Consider the following 18,576-nt stretch of genomic DNA (forward strand, 5'->3'; position numbering starts at 1 on the left):
CGGTCTCGGTGACATCGGTGTCTGGCGTTTCCTCAACCGGTTCGTCGGTCTCGGTGACATCGGTGTCAGGCGTTTCTTCGACTGGGTCGTCGGTCTCGGTGACGTCGGTGTTAGGCGTTTTCTCAACCGGGTCGTCGGTCTCGGTGACATCGGTGTCCGGTGTTTCCTCGCTCGGGTCCTCGGTTTCGGTGACGTCGGTGTCAGGCGTTTCTTCGACCGGGTCTTCGGTGACAGGGTCTTCCGGCATTGCCACGTCGTCCGTGGGCGGCGTTGGTGCCGCACCGTTGTCCAGCACCACTGCAGCGTCGGTAGTGGCAAAGTTCTGGGTCACCATGACGGCATCCCACCCATTGTAGTCGCCTTCTTCAATCCCAATTCCGATAAATTCGTAGTCAGGGTTCAGGATGTTGGCGCGGTGGCCAGGGCTGTTCATCAGGCTCTGGTGCAGTTGCTCGACATCGTCGCTGATGCCTGCGGCACCGCGTTCCGATTGCCAGGCGATGTTTTCACCTGACCGCCAGCTGCCGGTAAAGTCGAACCCGGCATCTTCCATGCGCTCAGTCGCGCTAGAACCGCCCGAACCGGTGTGGCTGAATATATCGGCGTTCAGCATCCAGGTGCTGTGATCTTCAGCCGATGCGTTCAGGCGGGTTTCCAGTTGCAGCGGGGATAGCCCGCGGGATGTGCGCTCATCATTGATTAACGCCAGCATTTCTTGCTCGAATGTACTTGCAGTCGACATAGTAGCCTCCGTTTTGAATGGTCGTCTGAGTAGACGAGGCCAGTTACAGGGGGCGTCGAACGGACGGACAGAGCGGTTTAGATTTCAGGCGAATTTCAGCAGGGGCGTGCTACCGATACGGGATTCGCTGCGCTGCAAAATGCCGGGCAAAATGTTGCTTGGCCCGATTTAGCAGCTTGTCGCCTAAGGCAGAGGTGGACTCGGCGGAATGCAACCGGTGATAGAAACGACAAACCCCCGGGCGATGCCTCGGGGGTCGTCAAATAGTGTCATCCAAAGCTGGACGAGCGAGGTGCTTAGAGCAAACCTTCGCGCTGTGCTTTCTTACGTGCCAGTTTACGGGCACGACGGATCGCTTCAGCCTTCTCTCGCGCTTTTTTCTCGGACGGTTTCTCGAAATGTTGCTTCAGCTTCATTTCACGGAACACGCCTTCGCGCTGCAGCTTTTTCTTCAGGGCACGAAGCGCCTGATCGACGTTATTGTCGCGAACACTAACCTGCATGTGGTTGTCACCACCTTTCTAGATAGAGTTGCAAGGAAATTGCAGGAGTTGGCCGTATAGCAAAGCCGGTCTATCTTGTCTAGTACTGGCCCCGAGAACCGGAGACCCGCCATGACCGTTACCTATGAAGATGCAAAACAACAGCTTTTGGACGCGATGCTGACCCACGTGCCCTTTGACGGTTGGTCTGAAACCAGCTTTCGTGCCGCGATCATTGATTGCGATCTGGATGACGGTTTGGCGCGCGCAATCTGCCCCCGAGGCGCGGTTGATCTGGCGCTGGCTTTTCATGCGCGCGGGGATGCGGTCATGGTAAAGCGTCTGAAATCCACCGACCTGAGCGAGCTGAAATTCCGCGAGCGTGTGGCCGCTGCCGTTCGGTTCCGGCTTGAGGCTGTGCCTGACAAGGAATTGGTGCGCCGGGGCATGACGCTGTTTTCGCTGCCGACCCATGCGGCGGATGGGGCCAAAGCGCTGTGGCAGACCTGCGATCTGATCTGGGACACGCTGGGCGATACCTCGGACGACGTGAACTGGTACACCAAGCGCGCGACCTTGTCTGGGGTCTATTCCTCGACCCTGTTGTTCTGGTTGGGGGATGATTCGCCGGACCACCAGAAAACGTGGGAGTTTCTGGACCGTCGCATCGACAATGTCATGCAATTCGAAAAGCTCAAGGCGCAGGTGAATGGTAATCCGCTGTTCAAACCGTTTCTGGCGGTGCCGAACTGGTTTGCCAGCCAGGTGAAACCGCCCGTGAAAATGCGGGTCGACCTGCCCGGGATGCTGAATCCGCGCAAGTAAGCATCTGGGCCTTCCAGAAATTGCCTGCTAGGCATTGGGCAAAGGAGATTTGCCCATGACCCAGACAATGCGCGCCGTTGAAATCACCAAACCCGGCGGACCGGAGGTTTTGCAACTGACCGACCGTCCCGTACCGGAACCCCAAGCCGGTCAGGTGATTCTCAAAGTGGCATATGCCGGGGTAAACCGCCCGGACGCGTTGCAGCGCGCTGGGGCTTATGATCCCCCGCCGGGTGCCAGCGATTTGCCAGGCCTGGAGGCGTCGGGCGAGGTCGTGGCGATCGGTGCGGGTGTCGATGGCCTGTCGGTTGGTGACAAGGTCTGTGCGTTGTTGCCCGGCGGTGGCTATGCCGAATATGTCGCCACGCCCGCTGCACATTGCCTACCGGTTCCCACAGGTATGGAAATGAAAGAGGCCGCCTGCCTGCCCGAGACCTTCTTTACCGTCTGGTCCAACGTCTTCATGCGCGGTGGGTTGAAAGCGGGTGAGCGTTTTCTGGTCCATGGCGGCTCCAGCGGTATTGGCACGACGGCCATCCAACTGGCCAATGCGCTTGGCGCACGGGTCTTTGCAACCGCCGGGTCGGCCGATAAATGCGAGGCTTGCGTCAAACTGGGGGCCGAAAAGGCGATCAATTACCGCGATGAGGATTTCGTGGGTGTCCTGCGCGCCGAAGGTGGGGCGAACCTGATCCTCGACATGGTTGGGGGCGATTATATCCCGCGCAACGTCAAGACCCTGGCTGAAGACGGGCGCTTGGTGCAGATCGCCTTTTTGCAGGGCCCGAAGGTCGAACTGAACTTCGCCCTGATGATGGTCAAACGGTTGACCCTGACCGGCAGCACCCTACGCCCACAAAGTGATCTGGCCAAGGCAAAGATTGCGCAGGATCTGCGCGAGGCGGTCTGGCCATTGCTGGACGCCGGAAGGGTGGCGCCCGTGATGGACAGCGAGTTCGCGCTGGCCGATGCCGCCGCTGCACATGCGCGTATGGAAAGTTCAAATCACATCGGCAAGATCGTTTTGAACGTCGCCGGATAAGCTGCTGACCAGCGCGCGGTTCAGGCCGCGCGCTTTAGGCGACGGCCCGGCGGTACAGGTGCCATGTGGCGTGGCCCAGCACGGGCATCACCACAATCAACCCCAGCAGCATCGGGATTGCGCCAATCACCAGCAAGGCGGCGACAATGAAGCCCCATGTCAGGATCACTCCGGGGTTTTGCCGCAGCACCCGGACCGAGGTCACAACCGCCACTGGTAGACCCACTTTGCGGTCCAGTAATAACGGAAAGCTGACCACGCTGATGGCTAGTGCGACCAGAGCAAACAGGAATCCTACCGCGTTGCCAAAGATGATCATTGTCCAGCCCGCACCGGTGGTGAACACCTGCGTGACAAAGGCGCCTAAGGATGTGGGCAGATCAGGGCCCAGCGTGTGGACATAGATGCTCTGCGCTACCATCAGCCAGACAAGCAAAAGCATGACCAGATAGAAACCCAACATCAAAATGGCACCGAAAGATGGCGATCGGAACACGCCGAACGCATCCAGCCAATGCACTTCTCCCCCTTGTTCACGTTTGCGGCTGATCTCGTACAGACCCACTGCGGCTATTGGGCCGATCAGAGCAAACCCCATGATCAGCGGTGCCAGCAGCGGCACCATGTTGCGGTTCAGCCCGAACCCGAACATCAACAATCCTGCGATCGGGTAGATCAGCACGATGAATATGGCATCTGCTCTGGTTTCCAGAAAGTCATTGTACCCTGCCTGTAGACAAGCCCGCAGGTCTTGCATCGTTAAATTTTGCACCACCGGCAGATGCCGCGTATCCGCGCTGCCGATATGGTTGACGCTTTCAGCTATGTGATCACCGGTCGCACCGATATTCTGGGCGGCCCAGCTAATCGGATTTCCAATCGTTTTAGCCATTGATTTCCCCTCCCTTTGCGTATCGCGCAGCAGGGTGGATCCGGCATCGATTGCCTGAGGCCGGACCAGCCGGCAACGCCCAGATAGCAGTATAGCACATTTTTTCACGTTACGGTTGCGTGACGCGGAAATGTGCCGATTGCCCTGATTTTCAGGCGTGTTAGCTTGGTCGCAGGCAACAGGAGGTCAGCATGCAGCAAACGGCAAGAACCGTCGTCATTCACGAACACGGCGGCCCCGAAGTTCTGAGGATCGAAGACTGCCCCGTCGGGGACCCGGGCCCTGGGGAGGTGCGCATCCGCCATCATGCCTGCGGATTGAATTTTATCGACATCTACCAGCGGATCGGGCTGTACCCGATGGACCTGCCGCACGCCTTGGGTATGGAGGCCGCAGGCGTGATCGAAGCCGTAGGCGAAGGTGTGACCCATCTTGAGCCTGGCCAACGTGCAGCTTATGCGGCGGCACCGGCAGGCGCCTATTCCGAAGCCCGGGTGATGCCCGCAGCGCAGGTTTGTCCACTACCTGACGGGATTCCGTATGATGCGGCGGCGGCGATGATGCTAAAGGGATTGACGGTCGAATATTTGTTTCACCGAACGACGCCGTTGAAACGTGGCGATACTGTTTTGTTTCACGCGGCCGCTGGTGGCGTAGGGCTGATCGCATGCCAATGGGCCAAATCCGAGGGGATTACTCTGATCGGAACCGCCGGGACCGACGAAAAATGCAGCCTTGCCCAATTCAACGGCGCCGCGCATTGCATCAATTATCGCACCGAAAACTTTGTCGAGCGCGTAGCCGAAATCACCGGCGGCAAGGGAGTGGATGTGGTGATGGATTCCATCGGGGCGGATACGTTCACCGGATCGCTGGACTGTCTCAAGCCGTTGGGGATGATGATTTCCTTCGGCAATGCGTCAGGGTCTGTGCCGCTGATAGATATTGGGATGCTGGCGAAGAAGGGCTCGCTCAAGATCACCCGCCCGACTTTGTTTACCCATATTGCCGATCACGCGGTCTGTCAGGCGATGGCCCGACGTCTGTTCGGCAAGGTTGAGGGCGGTGAGGTCAAGATCCATATCGATCAGCGCTTTCCGCTGGATCGGGTGGACGATGCGCATCGTGCGCTTGAGACACGGCAAACCACTGGCAGCACGGTGCTGGAATTGTAAAACTCATCAAGTCCTAAGCAAATGTCACAGGGCCTGTCGCCAGCGGGAACAAACAAAAACGGCGGCGAGTGACCTCGCCGCCGAAAGACTTTCAGATGTCAGCAAATTATTGCTGCAGCTCAGCCGGATCTTTGTCAGCAATGTTTTCCCAGTTCACACCGGCTTTTTCGATAAAGCCCGGAACGTCGCCTTCCCAGCGCTCCTGAATGTCTTTCGACAGGTTCAGGTACAGTTTGTTGTCAACGATTTTCCAGTAGTTCGGGTCGCCGTCGAACTTGAAGCCCATCGCGGTGCCGAATGCGCAGTAACCGCCATATGCGGGCAGGTAGGCTTCTGGGTTTTCTTCAAAGGCAGCTTTGTTTTCTTCCGAAGCAAAACGGTACAGAGCGTCGTTGTGCAGGGTCGAGATGCGGTAATCGCCTTTGGTCGGCTCGCCTACGGTGAAGTATGCAACCGGGTCATAGCCCTGCATTGCCAGACCGGTCGAGCTTGCGTTGATCTCAACACCAGCGGCCAGCGCCGAGCTTGCGATTGCAACGGACAGCGCAACGCCGCCCAGAATGGATTTGAACTTGTTCATGGTTTCACCTTTCGTGAATAGGCTTGCTCTAGAGCACCTGAATTTTGCCCGGGCAAACCGGATTTTGTTTTGCGACGCCGGTAATTGGCCGTCACAGAACCTCAATTGGGCAGCGCCCCGATCACGTTCAAGACAATCAATTGTGAAGGTCCGGTAACACAAATTTTGGTGATGCAGGCTACGTATCCGGGATCAGAGCGGTGACGAATGAAACGACCTTATCGGCAGGCATTTCACAAGGGCGCAGCAGGGCACCACTTTGTCGCGTCAAATAAAGGTTCATGCTGATATAGTCCGGGCCGCCAAGCTGACGGGCCACCAGTTTGAGAGATCTTCCAGCGCCATAAACCGAACGGCTGACCACATAGCGCCGCCCATTGGCGTAACCGGTAAACGTACCCTCGGGCAGCGCGAAAAAGGCGTTCAGAAAACCGGTTGGCGCAATCACGATTTGCCGATTTTCGGCTCGGTTCCCGCCTTGATCCGCGCCAGATTGGCGCTGTGGCGCCAGTAGACCAGTAGGGTTAGGATGATGCTCAACGCAAAGGCTGAACTGTCCGTCAGCACAATCACCCAGACAACCGACATGGCCGCCGCCACCAGCGCGCCCAGTGATGAAATCCGCCAGATCGCTGCAGCCACCAGCCATGTCAGACAGCAGGCCACACCTACGCGCCAATCCAGCGCCAGCCACAGGCCCAGAAAGGTGGCCACGCCCTTGCCGCCGTTAAAGCCCAGCCAGACAGGAAAGCAGTGGCCCAAAAATGCGGCCAGCGCTGCGGTCTGGGCGGCGTCTTCCCCGGCCAGTGCCCGCGCCAACAGAACGGCCACCGCGCCCTTGGCGGCGTCAAAGATCAGCGTCAGCGCCGCGGCTGCCTTGTTGCCGGTGCGCAGCACATTGGTTGCTCCGATATTGCCTGACCCGATATTGCGCAGGTTGCCCAGCCCCATGACCTTGGCGACGATCATGCCAAAGGGAACAGACCCCATCAGATAACCAAGCACAGCCCAGAGGATCAGCTGCGTCATCGAACTGTCAAATGGCGGCATCAGGGTCTCCGGTAAACTTCTTGTCCAGCCACGTAAGTTGCGGTGACCTTACCTTGCATCCGCTGGTCGTCAAACGGTGTGTTCTGCGATTTTGATTTCAGCGAGAACCGGTCCAGCACAAAGGGCACATCCAGGTCAAACAGCACCAGATCGGCGGGCGCGCCCTCGGACAGGCGACCGCTGTCCAGCCCCAGCCGTTTTGCCGGGTTCAGCGCCATGGCCCGGAACAGCGTCGGCAGGTCCAACTGTTCCGAATGATACAGGCGCAGGGCTGCGGGCAGCAGCGTTTCCAACGCAACGGCGCCCGAGGCGGCCTCTTCAAACGGCAGGCGTTTGCTTTCCTCGTCCTGCGGTGTGTGCATCGAGCTGATGATGTCGATCAAGCCGCTGCGCACGGCCTCGATAACCGCCTGACGGTCATCTTCGGACCGCAGCGGCGGCTTGACCTTGAAGAAAGTCCGATAGTCGGCCACGTCCAGCTCGTTCAGCGTCAGATGGTGGATCGAAGTGCCCGCGGTGATGTCCAGCCCGTTGCGCTTGGCGCGCTCTAGCGCGGGCAGAGCGCGGGCGGTGGTGATCTGATCGGCGTGATAGGCAGCGCCAGTCATTTCCAGCAGGGCAATATCACGGTCCAGCCCCATGCGTTCGGCCATGGGCGCGACGGCGGGCAATCCGCGCAAGGTTGCAAACTTGCCGCTGGTCGCGGCGGCCCCGGCGCTCAGGACAGGTTCCTGTGGGTGCGCGATAACCAGCGCGTCGCAAGACCGCGCATAGGTCAGAGCGCGCGAGAATACCTTGGTGTTGGTGACAACGTGATCGCAATCGGTGAACGCCACCGCGCCCGCATCTTGCAGAAAACCGATCTCGGTCATCTCACGCCCGTCGCGTCCTTTGGTCAGGGCGGCCATGGGCAAGACGTTGACCGGCGTATCCGCCTGCGCGCGGCGGGTGACAAATTCAAGGCTTTCGGGCGTATCGATGGCCGGGCTGGTATCGGGGCGGGTAACGATGGTGGTCACACCGCCGGCTGCTGCTGCCAGACCGGCGGATTTATAGCTTTCCTTGTGCCGCTCGCCCGGTTCGCAGACTTTGACGCCGATATCGACGATGCCAGGGGCAAGGCAGTGCCCGCTGCAATCGATGATTGGCGTATCCGTGGACGGTGCGTCGCCGTCACCGCGCGCGGTAATCTGGCCGTTGCCCACCTGCAGCCAGCCAAGGCTGTCCGTGCCGGTTTCCGGGTCGATCAGGCGGGCGTTGGTGAAGGTCAGGTTGCTCATGCCAGTGCCCTTTCGATTGCGGCTTTGGTGGCGGCGGAATCCGCCTGATATTTGATCAGGTGCTTGTCGCCGCCCTTGGTGACGATCTGGACAAAACTGCCCATGATATTGACCGCCTTGATCTGGTTCAGGGCCACCTTGCGCGGGCCGGGGCCGGTGAGGGTGGTGTCCGTCATCGTCCAGGTGGCGACCAGTTCTTCCGAGGCCATGTACCATGCCCGGATGCCGACGGCGGCCAGACCGGCAGGCGCACCGGTCCAGGGATAGGGGTTTCCAATCAGCCAAAGCACAATCATCGCACCCGCCATGGCCACGGCGGCCAGCCATGCGTTGGTGCGAATATAAGTGCCTCTGTCGGGCGAGAAGGTCACAGGATCAGCCACAGGATGCCTCCGACGGCCAAAAGGATCACTAATGCCAGAACGGCAGAACCGATGCGGCGGGGTTGGTCGTTTTGGGATGCGGGTTGAGGGGCCGAGAACGGTTTTGCGCTTTCGGTTTCGATCGGACCGCCGGTCCAATTGGTAGCCTCTTCGGTGAACAGCCCGATCAGGCGCAGCCGTTTGTCCGGGATCAGAGTGGCTGCGCGACCGCCAAAGGCAGCGCTGCGGACCACCATGACCCAACCCGTTATGGCTTCAAGCGCTGTGCGATCCAACTGATCGGCGGACACGCCGCAGCCCTCGTTCAGATAGCCATAGAGCCCCAGGTCCTCGAGGTCTGAGACCGCAAAGACGTCGATCTGTTCAGGGTCCAGCCCCGCGACGCCCAGAATTTGATCGGCGGCACCGGGTTCACGCAGAAATTTGGCTTCTTCCGGGCGCATGTTCAGCGTGAACAGGCGGATCACGCCGCGTTCATGGGGGGCAACGGTCAGATCGCTCATGCCACCTCGCGCAGGTTGTGGGCCAAAAGTTCCATCGCAGCCATGCGGACGGCGACCCCCATTTCAACCTGTTCCTGAATGACCGAGCGGTTGATGTCGTCGGCCAGGGTCCCGTCAATCTCGACCCCGCGGTTCATCGGACCGGGATGCATGACGATGGCGTCGGACTTGGCCAGCGCCAGCTTGGCGGCGTCCAGCCCATAGCGGTGGTAATACTCACGCTCGGACGGAATAAAGCCGCCATCCATCCGTTCCTTTTGAAGGCGCAGCATCATGACAACATCAACTTCCCTAAGGCCCTCATTCATGTCGTCATAGATCTCGGCACCAAATTCGGCAAAGTGGTCGGGCACCAAAGTGGGCGGGCCGATCAGACGGATGCGGTTTTCCATCTTGCCCAGCAGGATCAGGTTCGACCGTGCCACGCGGGAATGGGCGACATCGCCGCAAATGGCGATGTTCAGCCGGTGCAGACGGCCCTTGGCGCGACGGATCGTCAACGCGTCCAGCAAGGCCTGTGTCGGGTGTTCATGCTTGCCATCGCCCGCATTCAACACCGCACAGTTGACTTTTTGCGCCAGCAGATCGACGGCGCCGGAATGCGGATGCCGCACCACCAGCAGATCGGGATGCATCGCGTTCAGCGTCATGGCGGTGTCGATCAGGGTCTCGCCCTTTTTGATCGAACTGGCCTGCATCGCCATGTTCATTACATCCGCGCCCAGCCGCTTGCCCGCCAGTTCAAAGCTGGCCTGCGTGCGGGTCGAGTTTTCGAAGAACATGTTGATCTGCGTCAGCCCCGACAAAACGTCGGAATGCTTGGTCGATTGCCGGTTCAGGTCGACATATGTCTCGGCCAGATCAAGAATAGCGGTGATATCGGATTGCGACAGATGCTCGATGCCAAGAAGGTGACGATGGGCGAAACGCATGGGCGGGCTCCTGTCTGACAATCGGGCCGCTTATAGGAAGGTCCGCGCGCCTAGGCAACCTAAGGATCGGTTCCTTCTGGCAGTTTCTCGCATCCACCCTCGGGCAGGCATTGTTCGCCGGGTTTGCACCATTTGCCATAGCCGCAGTCGATGGCCTTGATCGGCACGCATCCCTGATGTTCGGAACACTTGAACCCGGGGCGGCATTGCGAGCCGGTTTCCTCGCACAAAAACCATCCGGGGCGCGAGCATCCGCCGCCCGGCAGACAGGACGATCCCGCACCGCAAGTCAGGCCATCATCGCAGACGGTGGGTAGGCCTTCGATTGCTGTGTTGGGGTCAAAATTGGGCGTGATGCGTTCACATTCGCGGCGCGCATTGCAGATCGAGCCGCCCGGGCAATCCGCGCGCGAAGTACAACTGTTCGCCCCCGCAGGCGCGCATCGCGTGCCCCCCGCAACGCAGCGCTCAAACGGGCCGCAGGTGCGCCCGCCCCCGCAATAGGTGCCACCCAGAGGAATGCAATGGCCATCAAAGCTGCATCTCTGTCCGCCCGAACAGCACCTTGGGCCGCATTGGAACTGGCCGGGGCGGCATTGGCCGTTGCGGTCGAAAAGCTGCGCAAAAGCAGGGCCGCTGAGGGTGGTCAGCAGCAAAGTAATCATAAGGAATCGCAATAGAACCATCATGAATACTCTCATGGTCGGTGCGACGGACCGCCCGATCAAGGCCTATTCGCTTTCCCTCGTTCAAAAGCTGGTTAGATTGAAGAGTATGGAATCGGCTTTGGACTATCATACGGCACGGGCTCTGCTGGAGTGGCAGATCGAACTGGGTGCAACGGACGCAATCGGCGATGCGCCGGTTGACCGTTTTGCTTTGCCTGACACTGCGCCCAAGACTAAAAAGCCCGCCGTGGCCCAGGCTGCCCCGGGCAAACCCAAGAAAGTAGATCCAGTTGCCGTCGCGAAAGCGGCAGCCCAAGGTGCTGGGTCGCTGGACCAATTGCGTTCGGCGATGGATACGTTTGAGCATTGCGAGCTGAAGCGTGGCGCGCGGCAGTTGGTCTTTGCAGATGGCACGCCGGGCGCACGGGTCATGATCATCGGCGAAGCGCCAGGCCGAGAAGAGGACCGTGAAGGCAAGCCCTTTGTCGGTCGCGCCGGGCAATTGCTGGACCGGATGCTGGTGGCGATTGATCTGGATCGCACCCAGAATGCCTATATCACCAACGTCCTGCCCTGGCGCCCGCCGCAGAATCGCGACCCGAAACCCGAAGAGATCGGGATGATGAAACCGTTTCTGGAACGGCATGTGGCGCTGGCCAAGCCCGAGGTTCTGGTGATTATGGGCAATATCAGCTGTCAGGCGGTGCTGGGCAAGCGCGGTATCACTCGGTTGCGCGGGCAATGGGCACAGGCGCTGAACCTACCGGTCATCCCGATGTTCCACCCCGCTTACCTGCTGCGCCAACCACAGATGAAGCGGCAGGCCTGGGCTGATCTGCTAGAGCTGAAAGCCCGGCTGGAGGGCAAGTGATGCGCATTCTGGCCTTTTCCGATCTGCATATGGCACGCAACCGCGCGGCCGAGGTCGTCGCGGCCAGCGCCGAGGCCGATCTGGTGATCGGGGCTGGGGATTTCTGCAATGCGCGACAGGGGTTGGACCAGGCGATGGCGATGCTGTCCGGCATCACCGCACCGTTCGTGATGGTGCCCGGCAATGCCGAAAGCGCGCAGGAACTGGTCAAGGCCGCGCCGGAAGGTGACCATGTGCTGCACGGCGCCGGCATGACATTGGACGGCCTGCGGCTGTTCGGGCTGGGGTATGGCGTGCCGGTTACACCTTTTGGCGACTGGTCCTGTGACCTGACCGAGGCTGAGGCCACTGAATTGCTGGACCGTTGTGACGCGGCGGATATTCTGATCGCGCATTCACCGCCCAAGGGGTACGGCGATGTCACGTCGCAGGGCGATGCGGTGGGGTCCGTGGCCGTGCGCGACGCAGTGGAACGCCTGCAGCCGCAACTTGCGCTGTGTGGACACATCCATGACAGCTGGGGCTATCGCGGCAGCCTAGGCCGCACGCAGATCGCCAATCTGGGCCCCAAGGTAAATTGGTTCGAGGTCACCTTATGATAGAAATGGTCACGCTGCTGGCGTTTATTCCGGCAGCTTTGGCACTGAATTTCACCCCCGGCGCAGACATGTTGTTTTGCTTTGGGCAAGGTTTGCGGTCAGGTGCCAAACCGGCTTTCGCTGCAAGCGCGGGAATTTCCCTCGGATCGATGGTTCATGTTTTTGTAGCGGGGCTTGGGTTGGGGGCCGCCGTAGCTACGATGCCATGGCTGTTCGATGTAATCCGCTGGATGGGGGTGGCTTATCTGCTGTATTTGGCATGGGGCGCGATCCGGAACGGGGCGGTGTCCGCCGATGCGCCTGCAAAGCCCACAAGCCACGCCTTTCGCGACGGGTTGGTGGTGAACCTGACCAATCCCAAGGTCATCCTGTTCGTTTTGGCCTTTATCCCGCAATTCGTGAATCCCGCCATAGGTCCGATCCTGCCCCAATTCCTGATTTTGGGCGTCATCATCGCGCTGGGCGGGTTTGTGGTGAATGGGCTGGTGGGCGTATTTGCCGGGGGCGCGGGGAAGATTCTGATCTCGAACCCGCGCGCCTCACGTATTATGGGCTGGGTGACCGGGGGAATTTTCGCTGCCCTCGCCATCCGGCTTGCCATCATGGAAAGGGCCTGACACCACATGTCACGCATCGACGAAAGCATGGAATTCATTCCGGTTCGGATCGCAGTTCTGACCGTCTCGGATACGCGATCGCTAGAAGATGACCGCTCAGGTCAGACATTGGTCGACCGGATCGAACGCGCGGGTCATTCGGTGGCCGACCGCAAGATCATCCGCGATGAGCGCGGTGAGATCGCGGCGCAGTTGCGGCTGTGGGCCGGTGACCCGGACATTGACGTGGTGATCTCGACCGGTGGCACCGGTTTGACCGGCCGCGATGTGACGGTTGAGGCGCACCGGGACGTCTATGAAAAGGAAATTGAGGCATTCGGCACTGTTTTCACCCTCATTTCGATGGAAAAGATCGGCACTTCAGCGGTGCAATCCCGCGCCACGGGTGGCGTGGCCGAGGGCACTTATCTGTTTGCACTGCCCGGCAGCCCCGGTGCCTGCAAGGACGCCTGGGACGGTATATTAGAAAAACAGTTCGATTACCGGCATCGTCCCTGCAATTTCGTGGAAATAATGCCAAGATTGGACGAACATCTCCGACGGAAGTAGACTGGTTGCACGTATAACTGATTGTAACCGCTTTGTGGCTTGGCATTTTTCCGTGCCCGGCTACGTTTTGCATATGGTAGCCTGATGCGACCGGGGTAAGTGATAGATGCGATTTTTGAGGCAAAGCCTTGTTGGTGTCTTTCTGGCGTTTCTAACGCTGGCCTTGGTATTTGTCGCGGTACAGCTGATTGTCAGCGCGGTGCAAGAGGCCCTGAACCGCGACAGTGAGCCACCCGAGGGCCGCGAACGCATTTTTGCCGTCAGCGTGCAACCGGCCGAGTTAGAGACGGTAACCCCCTATCTCGAAGCCTTTGGCGAGGTGCAAAGCCGCCGCCGCCTGGAGCTGCGCGCCGCATTGGGCGGGCGCGTGATCTCGTTGGCTGAGGATTTTGAGGATGGCGGCGTCGTCACCACCGGCGAGGTTCTGGTCGAACTGGACCCGGCTGACGCACAATCGGCCCTGGACCGCGCCAAGTCCGACCTGCTGGACGCTCAGTTCGAGGAACGCGATGCCGAACGCTCACTGCTTTTGGCGCAGGATGAGTTGAACTCGGCCGAGGCGCAGGCGGCCTTGCGTGGACGTGCCATGCAGCGTCAGAAGGATTTGCAAAGCCGCGGGGTGGGCACGCCTGCCGCCGCAGAAGAGGCCGAACTGGCCGAAGCGGCCGCACAGCAGGCGGTTCTGGCGCGCCGTATCGCACTGGCGCAGGCGGAATCGCGCGTCGATCAGGCAACCACGTTGTTGGCCCGTGCCCGTATCGCGCTTGAGGCCGCTGAACGCGATCTGGACGACATGACCGTCCGCGCGCGGTTTGCCGGGACGCTGACGGATGTGACCCTGGTCGAGGGCCGGTTGGTTGCGGCGAATGAAAAACTGGCGGAATTAGTGGATCCCAACGCGCTTGAGGTCGCGTTCCGTGTCTCGACTGCGCAGTTTGTGCGCCTATTGGATGCCCAGGGTAATCTGATCGAGGCGCCGGTGACCGTATCGCTTGAGGTAACAGGAACCGATCTGATCGCCACGGGGCGCATCAGCCGCGACAGCGGATCAGCGGGTGAGGGGCAGACTGGCCGTCTGATCTATGCCCGTCTGGACGACGCGCCCGGTTTCAAGCCTGGCGATTTCGTAACGGTCACAGTACAGGAACAACAGCTGGACAATGTGGTGCGTTTGCCATCATCGGTTCTTGATGCGGCGGGCACGGTGCTGGTGCTGGGCCCCGATGACAGGCTCGAGGCGCTGCCTGTGCAACTGATCCGTCGCCAGGGCGATGAGGTGTTGTTGCGCGGTGATGGTCTGGTCGGGCGCGAGGTTGTTGTTGGCCGGACGCCGCTGTTGGGTGGCGGGGTTCGGGTGCGGCCACTGCGGATCGAGGCCAATGCCGGGGCGGAACCGGACATGGTTGAATTGTCGGATGAACAACGCGCCCAACTGGTGGCGCGGGTCGAGGCCAGCGATCAGATGCCGAACGACGTCAAGGCTCGTGTTCTGGGACAATTAAGCGAGAGCCGTGTCCCGGCCTCACTGGTGCGCAGCATCGAGACCCGGGCAGGAGGGTAAGCGCTATGATGCGCGACATCCCCGGCGCGGCGGGCGGTATCCTCAGCTACTTCACCCGCCACCGGACGGTGGCCAACCTGCTGTTGTTGGTGATGCTGGTGCTGGGCGCGGCGGCGATCCCGTCGATGCGGGCGCAATTCTTCCCGGACGTCATCCTTGAACGTGTCGATGTCAACGTCGAATGGGAAGGTGCGGGCCCCGAGGATGTGGACAATGGCATCGTCCAGCTGCTGGAACCCGCTCTGCTGGCGGTCGAAGGGGTTGCCAGCGCGATTTCGACCTCGCGCGAGGGACGCGCCAATATCCGGCTGGAGTTTGAGCCGAACTGGGACATGTCGCGCGCCGTAGATGAGGTCAGAACCGCCGTCGACAGTGTGACCAACCTGCCTGATGACGCCGAAGAACCCTCGATCCGGCGTGGTGCGTGGCGGGATCGTGTGACGGATGTGGTCGTGACCGGCCCCGTTGACCCGGATCAACTGGCCAAGTTCACCGACGAGATGATCAACCGCCTGTTCGCCGCTGGCGTGACCCGCACCACGATTCGCGGCCTTGCCGCGCCGCGCGTGGTGGTCGAAGTGCCAACGGCGCAATTGATCGCCAATGACATCACCCTGTCCGAGATTGCGCAGGCTATAGCCGCTGAAGCGATGGCCAGCCCCGCAGGTGATGTCACGGGCGCCAATGCGCGCATCCGTACCGGCACCGAAAAGCGCACCCCCGAAGAGATTGAGGGCATTGCGCTGCGCAATTTTGCCGATGGCTCAAAACTTTTTATCGGGGATGTTGCGGATATTCGGGTGAAAGGCGTCAATCGCAATCGCAGTTACTTTGTTGGCGAAAACCCCGCCATGTCGGTGCGCATCGACCGTTCGAACCTGGGAGATGCGATTCAGATTCAGCACTCGGTCGAGGATGTGGTGGCCGAACTGCAGGCCAGCCTGCCCGAAGGAGTGACGATCGAGCTGATCCGCACACGTGCGCAGGCGATCACTGACCGCTTGGATATTCTGGTGGACAACGGTCTGATGGGGTTGGGCCTTGTGGTGTGCCTGCTGTTTTTGTTCCTGAATGCGCGTATCGCCTTTTGGGTTGCGGCGGGTATCCCGGTGGCAATGTCAGCGGCGATTGCGTTCATGTATATCGGCGGGCTGTCGATCAACATGATTTCGCTGTTCGGGCTGATCATCACGCTGGGCATCGTGGTGGATGACGCCATTGTTGTTGGTGAACACGCCGATTTCCGTGCGCGCCGGCTGGGCGAGGCTCCGATCGTGGCCGCCGAACGTGCTGCGCGGCGCATGGCGATGCCGGTATTCGCCGCCACCCTGACCACCGTGATCGCCTTTTTTGGTCTGACTGCCATCGGCGGCCGGTTTGGGGAATTGATCTATGACATCCCGTTCACTGTGATTGCGGTGCTGATCGCCTCGTTGATCGAATGTTTCCTGATTCTGCCCAACCACATGGCCCACGCTATCGCGCATTCGGCGAAAGAGCATTGGTATGACTTGCCTAACCGCGTTGTCAATCGCGGGTTTCGCTGGGTGCGCGATCACCTGTTCCGCCCGCTGATCGCCTGGGTGGTTTGGGCCCGCTATGTGGTTGTGGCCGTGATGGTGGTGATCCTGGCCAGCCAGATTGCGCTATTTATCAAAGGTGACGTGAACTGGCGCTTTTTCAACGCGCCCGAACGCGGCTCGGTCACTGGCAACTTTATCATGGCCGAAGGTGCGACCCGCGAAGATACGCTGGCGATGATGCGCGAGATTCAGCGCGCTGCCGAAGAACTGGGACAGATTTACGAAGAACGCCATGGCCGCAATCCTATCGATTATGTGTTGGCCGAGGTGGGTGGAAATGCCGGATGGTTCAACCCGCCCGCCGCAGAAGGCAAGGATCAGGACTTGCTGGGCGGGATTTCAATCGAGCTGATCGACGCCGACCTGCGCCCCTATTCCAGCTTTGAGTTCGTGGGTGAGTTACAGGATTTTGTACCGCGCCATCCCAAGGTCGAGATGCTGACCTTCCGCGGCTGGCGGTCCGGGCCCGGCGGTGATTCAATCGAGGTGCAGTTCTATGGCGCCGACGTGAACACGCTCAAAGCAGCTTCCGAAGATCTGCGGGCCGAATTGGCGAAATACCCCGAGGTTTCGGCGCTGCAGGACGACCTGGCCTATGACAAGGAAGATTTCATTCTGGATTTGACACCCATAGGGCAGGCGCTGGGTTTTCGTATGGAAACGCTGAGCCGTGTGTTGCGGGATCGTCTGAACGGGATCGAGGCCGCGACTTTCCCCGATGGTCCGCGCAGCGCCGAAATCCGTGTCGAATTGCCCGAAGGTGAACTGACCGCCGATTTTCTGGAACGCACCCTTATGCGCACGCCGGATGGCGTCTATGTGCCGCTGGCCGATATCGTCTCGGTCGAGCGCAAGTCGGGCTTTTCGACGGTGCGGCGCAATAACGGCCTGCGAGTGATTACGGTGGGGGGTGACATCTCCGAGGATGATCCGGCCCGTGCGGCAGAAATTGCCCGGGCGCTGAATGACGAGATCCTGCCCAATATCGCCGCCGAACGGCAGGTCGAATGGCGGTTGACGGGCCTGAGCGAGCAAGAAGATGAATTCCTGACCGAGGCGCGCACCGGCCTGATCCTGTGCCTGACCGGGATCTACCTTGTGCTGGCCTGGGTTTTTGCCAGCTGGACGCGACCTTTGGTGGTGATGGCGATCATTCCGTTTGGATTGGTGGGCGCGATCTGGGGGCACTATATATGGGATGTACCGCTGAGCATGTTTACCGTGATCGGCCTGCTGGGGATGACTGGGATCATCATCAACGACTCGATCGTTCTGGTCACGACCATCGACGCCTATCAGCGAGAGCGGGGGTTGGTGCCGTCGATTGTCGAAGGCACGGCGGATCGACTCAGACCCGTGATGCTGACGACGCTGACGACGGTTTTGGGGCTGACACCGTTGCTGTATGAAGGCTCGCAACAGGCGCAGTTCCTCAAACCTTCGGTGATCACGCTGGTGTACGGGCTGGGTTTCGGAATGTTCCTAGTGTTGTTACTGGTGCCGGCGCTGCTGGCTATTCTAAACGACCTGTCACGCCCGATGACTGCGTTGCGCCGGGCGATGCGGGCACCGGATCGAGTGGTGCAGGGCACGGTGATGGCCACCGGGCTTGTGTTGCTGCTGTGGTTTGGCATGACGATGATTTGGCCCGCGATGACTGGCGCGCCAGTTGGTTTGTTGTCAGGGCTCTACCCGGGGGATGAGGGCATCGCGGCGCTGCATATGGGGCTGGGAGCGTTCCTTGCCGGTGCGCTACCAATTCTGATGCTAAGCGTCGTGTTGTCCGGCTTGCTTTACGTGCGGCTCAAGGGACGGGCGGCTTGACGCGCCTGCAGCGCGGTTTCCAGCAGATCGACGACTCGATCACTCATGGGCAGGTCACCTTGTCTGATCTGATCTATCGAAAACCAACGGGCGTCCAGCGCATCGTCCCCTGCGACGGGAGAACCTGAACGATATTCACAAGCGACCCCGACCAGCAGGTAATGCGACTGCACAGCGCCCTGTTCGTCGCGGCGCAGAAGGTCCAGATTGTCAAGATAACACAGCGGTTCCGCGATGACCGAGGTTTCCTCGCGCAACTCCCTTTGCGCGGCTTGCATCACCGTTTCGCCCCATTCCACATGCCCACCGGGAAACCCCCAGAGCCCCGCATCTGGCTGTTTGCTGCGCTGCACCAGCAGCACGCGGGTTTCATGCACCACAACGGCCAGCGCGCCGATCTTAGGAGTATTCCCCATCT

General features: G+C 60.1%; 21 protein-coding genes. 9 read left to right on the forward strand and 12 right to left on the reverse strand.

Annotated features, from left to right (window positions below; translation table 11 throughout):
- Both ACR0AJ_RS14860 and rpsU read right to left on the reverse strand, forming a co-directional pair.
- Positions 1-742 (reverse strand): CAP domain-containing protein (locus tag ACR0AJ_RS14860; RefSeq protein ID WP_480741215.1); only part of this gene is annotated, 742 nt, incomplete at its 3' end.
- Positions 743-1,038: 296 nt separating this feature from the next.
- Positions 1,039-1,245, reverse strand: a complete 207-nt coding sequence (gene rpsU / locus ACR0AJ_RS14865) for a 30S ribosomal protein S21 (RefSeq protein ID WP_005614280.1) — start codon at positions 1,243-1,245, stop codon at positions 1,039-1,041.
- A 111-nt stretch (positions 1,246-1,356) separates the two neighbouring features.
- On the opposite strand from rpsU, the gene ACR0AJ_RS14870 reads away from it, so the two are divergent.
- Together ACR0AJ_RS14870 and ACR0AJ_RS14875 are read left to right on the forward strand one after the other, a co-directional pair.
- Positions 1,357-2,049: a COQ9 family protein gene (locus tag ACR0AJ_RS14870; protein WP_480741217.1), complete on the forward strand. Its 693-nt coding sequence runs from the start codon at positions 1,357-1,359 to the stop codon at positions 2,047-2,049.
- A gap of 55 nt (positions 2,050-2,104) precedes the next feature.
- Positions 2,105-3,091 (forward strand): NAD(P)H-quinone oxidoreductase, encoded by a 987-nt coding sequence (locus ACR0AJ_RS14875; RefSeq protein WP_480741218.1) that lies wholly within the window; start codon positions 2,105-2,107, stop codon positions 3,089-3,091.
- Between the two features lie 34 nt (positions 3,092-3,125).
- Here ACR0AJ_RS14875 and ACR0AJ_RS14880 read toward each other — a convergent pair whose 3' ends face one another.
- Entirely contained in the window at positions 3,126-3,983 is an 858-nt protein-coding gene (locus tag ACR0AJ_RS14880; protein WP_170350712.1) for a DUF2189 domain-containing protein, read from the reverse strand.
- Positions 3,984-4,174: 191 nt separating this feature from the next.
- Between ACR0AJ_RS14880 and ACR0AJ_RS14885 the strand changes: the two genes are divergently transcribed.
- Complete coding sequence (locus ACR0AJ_RS14885; RefSeq protein ID WP_480741220.1) at positions 4,175-5,158, forward strand: quinone oxidoreductase family protein; 984 nt, start codon at positions 4,175-4,177, stop codon at positions 5,156-5,158.
- 106 nt (positions 5,159-5,264) lie between these two features.
- Here the strand turns inward: ACR0AJ_RS14885 and ACR0AJ_RS14890 are convergent, their stop codons facing one another.
- The 8 genes from ACR0AJ_RS14890 to ACR0AJ_RS14925 all read right to left on the reverse strand — a co-directional run bounded on the left by ACR0AJ_RS14890 (position 5,265) and on the right by ACR0AJ_RS14925 (position 10,575).
- Positions 5,265-5,738, reverse strand: a complete 474-nt coding sequence (locus tag ACR0AJ_RS14890) for a YHS domain-containing (seleno)protein (protein WP_170350710.1) — start codon at positions 5,736-5,738, stop codon at positions 5,265-5,267.
- Between the two features lie 178 nt (positions 5,739-5,916).
- Positions 5,917-6,186, reverse strand: a complete 270-nt coding sequence (locus ACR0AJ_RS14895) for a hypothetical protein (RefSeq protein WP_480741221.1) — start codon at positions 6,184-6,186, stop codon at positions 5,917-5,919.
- Complete coding sequence (gene plsY, locus ACR0AJ_RS14900) at positions 6,183-6,788, reverse strand: glycerol-3-phosphate 1-O-acyltransferase PlsY (RefSeq protein ID WP_170551720.1); 606 nt, start codon at positions 6,786-6,788, stop codon at positions 6,183-6,185. Before plsY ends, ACR0AJ_RS14895 begins: the two co-directional genes overlap by 4 nt.
- Complete coding sequence (gene pyrC / locus ACR0AJ_RS14905; RefSeq protein WP_480741222.1) at positions 6,788-8,068, reverse strand: dihydroorotase; 1,281 nt, start codon at positions 8,066-8,068, stop codon at positions 6,788-6,790. The genes plsY and pyrC overlap by 1 nt, the downstream gene beginning before the upstream one ends.
- Positions 8,065-8,451: a hypothetical protein gene (locus tag ACR0AJ_RS14910; protein WP_226689300.1), complete on the reverse strand. Its 387-nt coding sequence runs from the start codon at positions 8,449-8,451 to the stop codon at positions 8,065-8,067. Before ACR0AJ_RS14910 ends, pyrC begins: the two co-directional genes overlap by 4 nt.
- Complete coding sequence (locus tag ACR0AJ_RS14915) at positions 8,436-8,954, reverse strand: hypothetical protein (RefSeq protein ID WP_170377824.1); 519 nt, start codon at positions 8,952-8,954, stop codon at positions 8,436-8,438. Before ACR0AJ_RS14915 ends, ACR0AJ_RS14910 begins: the two co-directional genes overlap by 16 nt.
- Positions 8,951-9,886 carry an aspartate carbamoyltransferase catalytic subunit gene (locus tag ACR0AJ_RS14920; protein ID WP_170412619.1) on the reverse strand — a complete coding sequence of 312 codons (936 nt, stop codon included), beginning with the start codon at positions 9,884-9,886 and terminating at the stop codon, positions 8,951-8,953. Before ACR0AJ_RS14920 ends, ACR0AJ_RS14915 begins: the two co-directional genes overlap by 4 nt.
- Before the next feature lie 59 nt (positions 9,887-9,945).
- Entirely contained in the window at positions 9,946-10,575 is a 630-nt protein-coding gene (locus tag ACR0AJ_RS14925; RefSeq protein ID WP_480741224.1) for a scavenger receptor class F, member 2, read from the reverse strand.
- An 85-nt stretch (positions 10,576-10,660) separates the two neighbouring features.
- Here ACR0AJ_RS14925 and ACR0AJ_RS14930 point away from each other — a divergent pair, with 85 nt between their 5' ends.
- The 6 genes from ACR0AJ_RS14930 (at position 10,661) to ACR0AJ_RS14955 (ending at position 18,158) form a co-directional block, all read left to right on the forward strand.
- Positions 10,661-11,425, forward strand: coding sequence for a uracil-DNA glycosylase (locus tag ACR0AJ_RS14930; protein WP_480639040.1), 765 nt, complete (start codon positions 10,661-10,663; stop codon positions 11,423-11,425).
- Positions 11,425-12,024, forward strand: a complete 600-nt coding sequence (locus ACR0AJ_RS14935) for a metallophosphoesterase family protein (RefSeq protein ID WP_170350703.1) — start codon at positions 11,425-11,427, stop codon at positions 12,022-12,024. The genes ACR0AJ_RS14930 and ACR0AJ_RS14935 overlap by 1 nt, the downstream gene beginning before the upstream one ends.
- Positions 12,021-12,641, forward strand: coding sequence for a LysE family translocator (locus tag ACR0AJ_RS14940; RefSeq protein WP_480638690.1), 621 nt, complete (start codon positions 12,021-12,023; stop codon positions 12,639-12,641). Before ACR0AJ_RS14935 ends, ACR0AJ_RS14940 begins: the two co-directional genes overlap by 4 nt.
- A gap of 6 nt (positions 12,642-12,647) precedes the next feature.
- Entirely contained in the window at positions 12,648-13,190 is a 543-nt protein-coding gene (gene moaB, locus ACR0AJ_RS14945) for a molybdenum cofactor biosynthesis protein B (protein ID WP_480648094.1), read from the forward strand.
- Positions 13,191-13,296: 106 nt separating this feature from the next.
- Complete coding sequence (locus ACR0AJ_RS14950) at positions 13,297-14,751, forward strand: efflux RND transporter periplasmic adaptor subunit (protein ID WP_226689303.1); 1,455 nt, start codon at positions 13,297-13,299, stop codon at positions 14,749-14,751.
- A 5-nt stretch (positions 14,752-14,756) separates the two neighbouring features.
- Positions 14,757-18,158, forward strand: a complete 3,402-nt coding sequence (locus ACR0AJ_RS14955; protein WP_480741225.1) for an efflux RND transporter permease subunit — start codon at positions 14,757-14,759, stop codon at positions 18,156-18,158.
- Here the strand turns inward: ACR0AJ_RS14955 and ACR0AJ_RS14960 are convergent.
- The gene (locus ACR0AJ_RS14960) at positions 18,128-18,574 is read right to left on the reverse strand and encodes an NUDIX hydrolase (RefSeq protein ID WP_170350694.1); all 447 of its coding nucleotides are present in this window, start codon (positions 18,572-18,574) and stop codon (positions 18,128-18,130) included. The genes ACR0AJ_RS14955 and ACR0AJ_RS14960 overlap by 31 nt on opposite strands.
- Positions 18,575-18,576: the final 2 nt, after the last annotated feature.

This window comes from Ruegeria sp. CJ9 (genome assembly GCF_056536625.1).

What these genes read in the sequence shown, in the direction of transcription:
- rpsU (WP_005614280.1), bottom strand. Translation starts at nt 1,245, where the DNA reads ATGCAGGTTAGTGTTCGCGACAATAACGTCGATCAGGCGCTTCGTGCC.
- ACR0AJ_RS14870 (WP_480741217.1), top strand. Translation starts at nt 1,357, where the DNA reads ATGACCGTTACCTATGAAGATGCAAAACAACAGCTTTTGGACGCGATG.
- ACR0AJ_RS14875 (WP_480741218.1), top strand. Translation starts at nt 2,105, where the DNA reads ATGACCCAGACAATGCGCGCCGTTGAAATCACCAAACCCGGCGGACCG.
- ACR0AJ_RS14880 (WP_170350712.1), bottom strand. Translation starts at nt 3,983, where the DNA reads ATGGCTAAAACGATTGGAAATCCGATTAGCTGGGCCGCCCAGAATATC.
- ACR0AJ_RS14885 (WP_480741220.1), top strand. Translation starts at nt 4,175, where the DNA reads ATGCAGCAAACGGCAAGAACCGTCGTCATTCACGAACACGGCGGCCCC.
- ACR0AJ_RS14890 (WP_170350710.1), bottom strand. Translation starts at nt 5,738, where the DNA reads ATGAACAAGTTCAAATCCATTCTGGGCGGCGTTGCGCTGTCCGTTGCA.
- plsY (WP_170551720.1), bottom strand. Translation starts at nt 6,788, where the DNA reads ATGCCGCCATTTGACAGTTCGATGACGCAGCTGATCCTCTGGGCTGTG.
- pyrC (WP_480741222.1), bottom strand. Translation starts at nt 8,068, where the DNA reads ATGAGCAACCTGACCTTCACCAACGCCCGCCTGATCGACCCGGAAACC.
- ACR0AJ_RS14915 (WP_170377824.1), bottom strand. Translation starts at nt 8,954, where the DNA reads ATGAGCGATCTGACCGTTGCCCCCCATGAACGCGGCGTGATCCGCCTG.
- ACR0AJ_RS14920 (WP_170412619.1), bottom strand. Translation starts at nt 9,886, where the DNA reads ATGCGTTTCGCCCATCGTCACCTTCTTGGCATCGAGCATCTGTCGCAA.
- ACR0AJ_RS14925 (WP_480741224.1), bottom strand. Translation starts at nt 10,575, where the DNA reads ATGATGGTTCTATTGCGATTCCTTATGATTACTTTGCTGCTGACCACC.
- ACR0AJ_RS14930 (WP_480639040.1), top strand. Translation starts at nt 10,661, where the DNA reads ATGGAATCGGCTTTGGACTATCATACGGCACGGGCTCTGCTGGAGTGG.
- ACR0AJ_RS14935 (WP_170350703.1), top strand. Translation starts at nt 11,425, where the DNA reads ATGCGCATTCTGGCCTTTTCCGATCTGCATATGGCACGCAACCGCGCG.
- ACR0AJ_RS14940 (WP_480638690.1), top strand. Translation starts at nt 12,021, where the DNA reads ATGATAGAAATGGTCACGCTGCTGGCGTTTATTCCGGCAGCTTTGGCA.
- moaB (WP_480648094.1), top strand. Translation starts at nt 12,648, where the DNA reads ATGTCACGCATCGACGAAAGCATGGAATTCATTCCGGTTCGGATCGCA.
- ACR0AJ_RS14950 (WP_226689303.1), top strand. Translation starts at nt 13,297, where the DNA reads ATGCGATTTTTGAGGCAAAGCCTTGTTGGTGTCTTTCTGGCGTTTCTA.
- ACR0AJ_RS14955 (WP_480741225.1), top strand. Translation starts at nt 14,757, where the DNA reads ATGATGCGCGACATCCCCGGCGCGGCGGGCGGTATCCTCAGCTACTTC.
- ACR0AJ_RS14960 (WP_170350694.1), bottom strand. Translation starts at nt 18,574, where the DNA reads ATGGGGAATACTCCTAAGATCGGCGCGCTGGCCGTTGTGGTGCATGAA.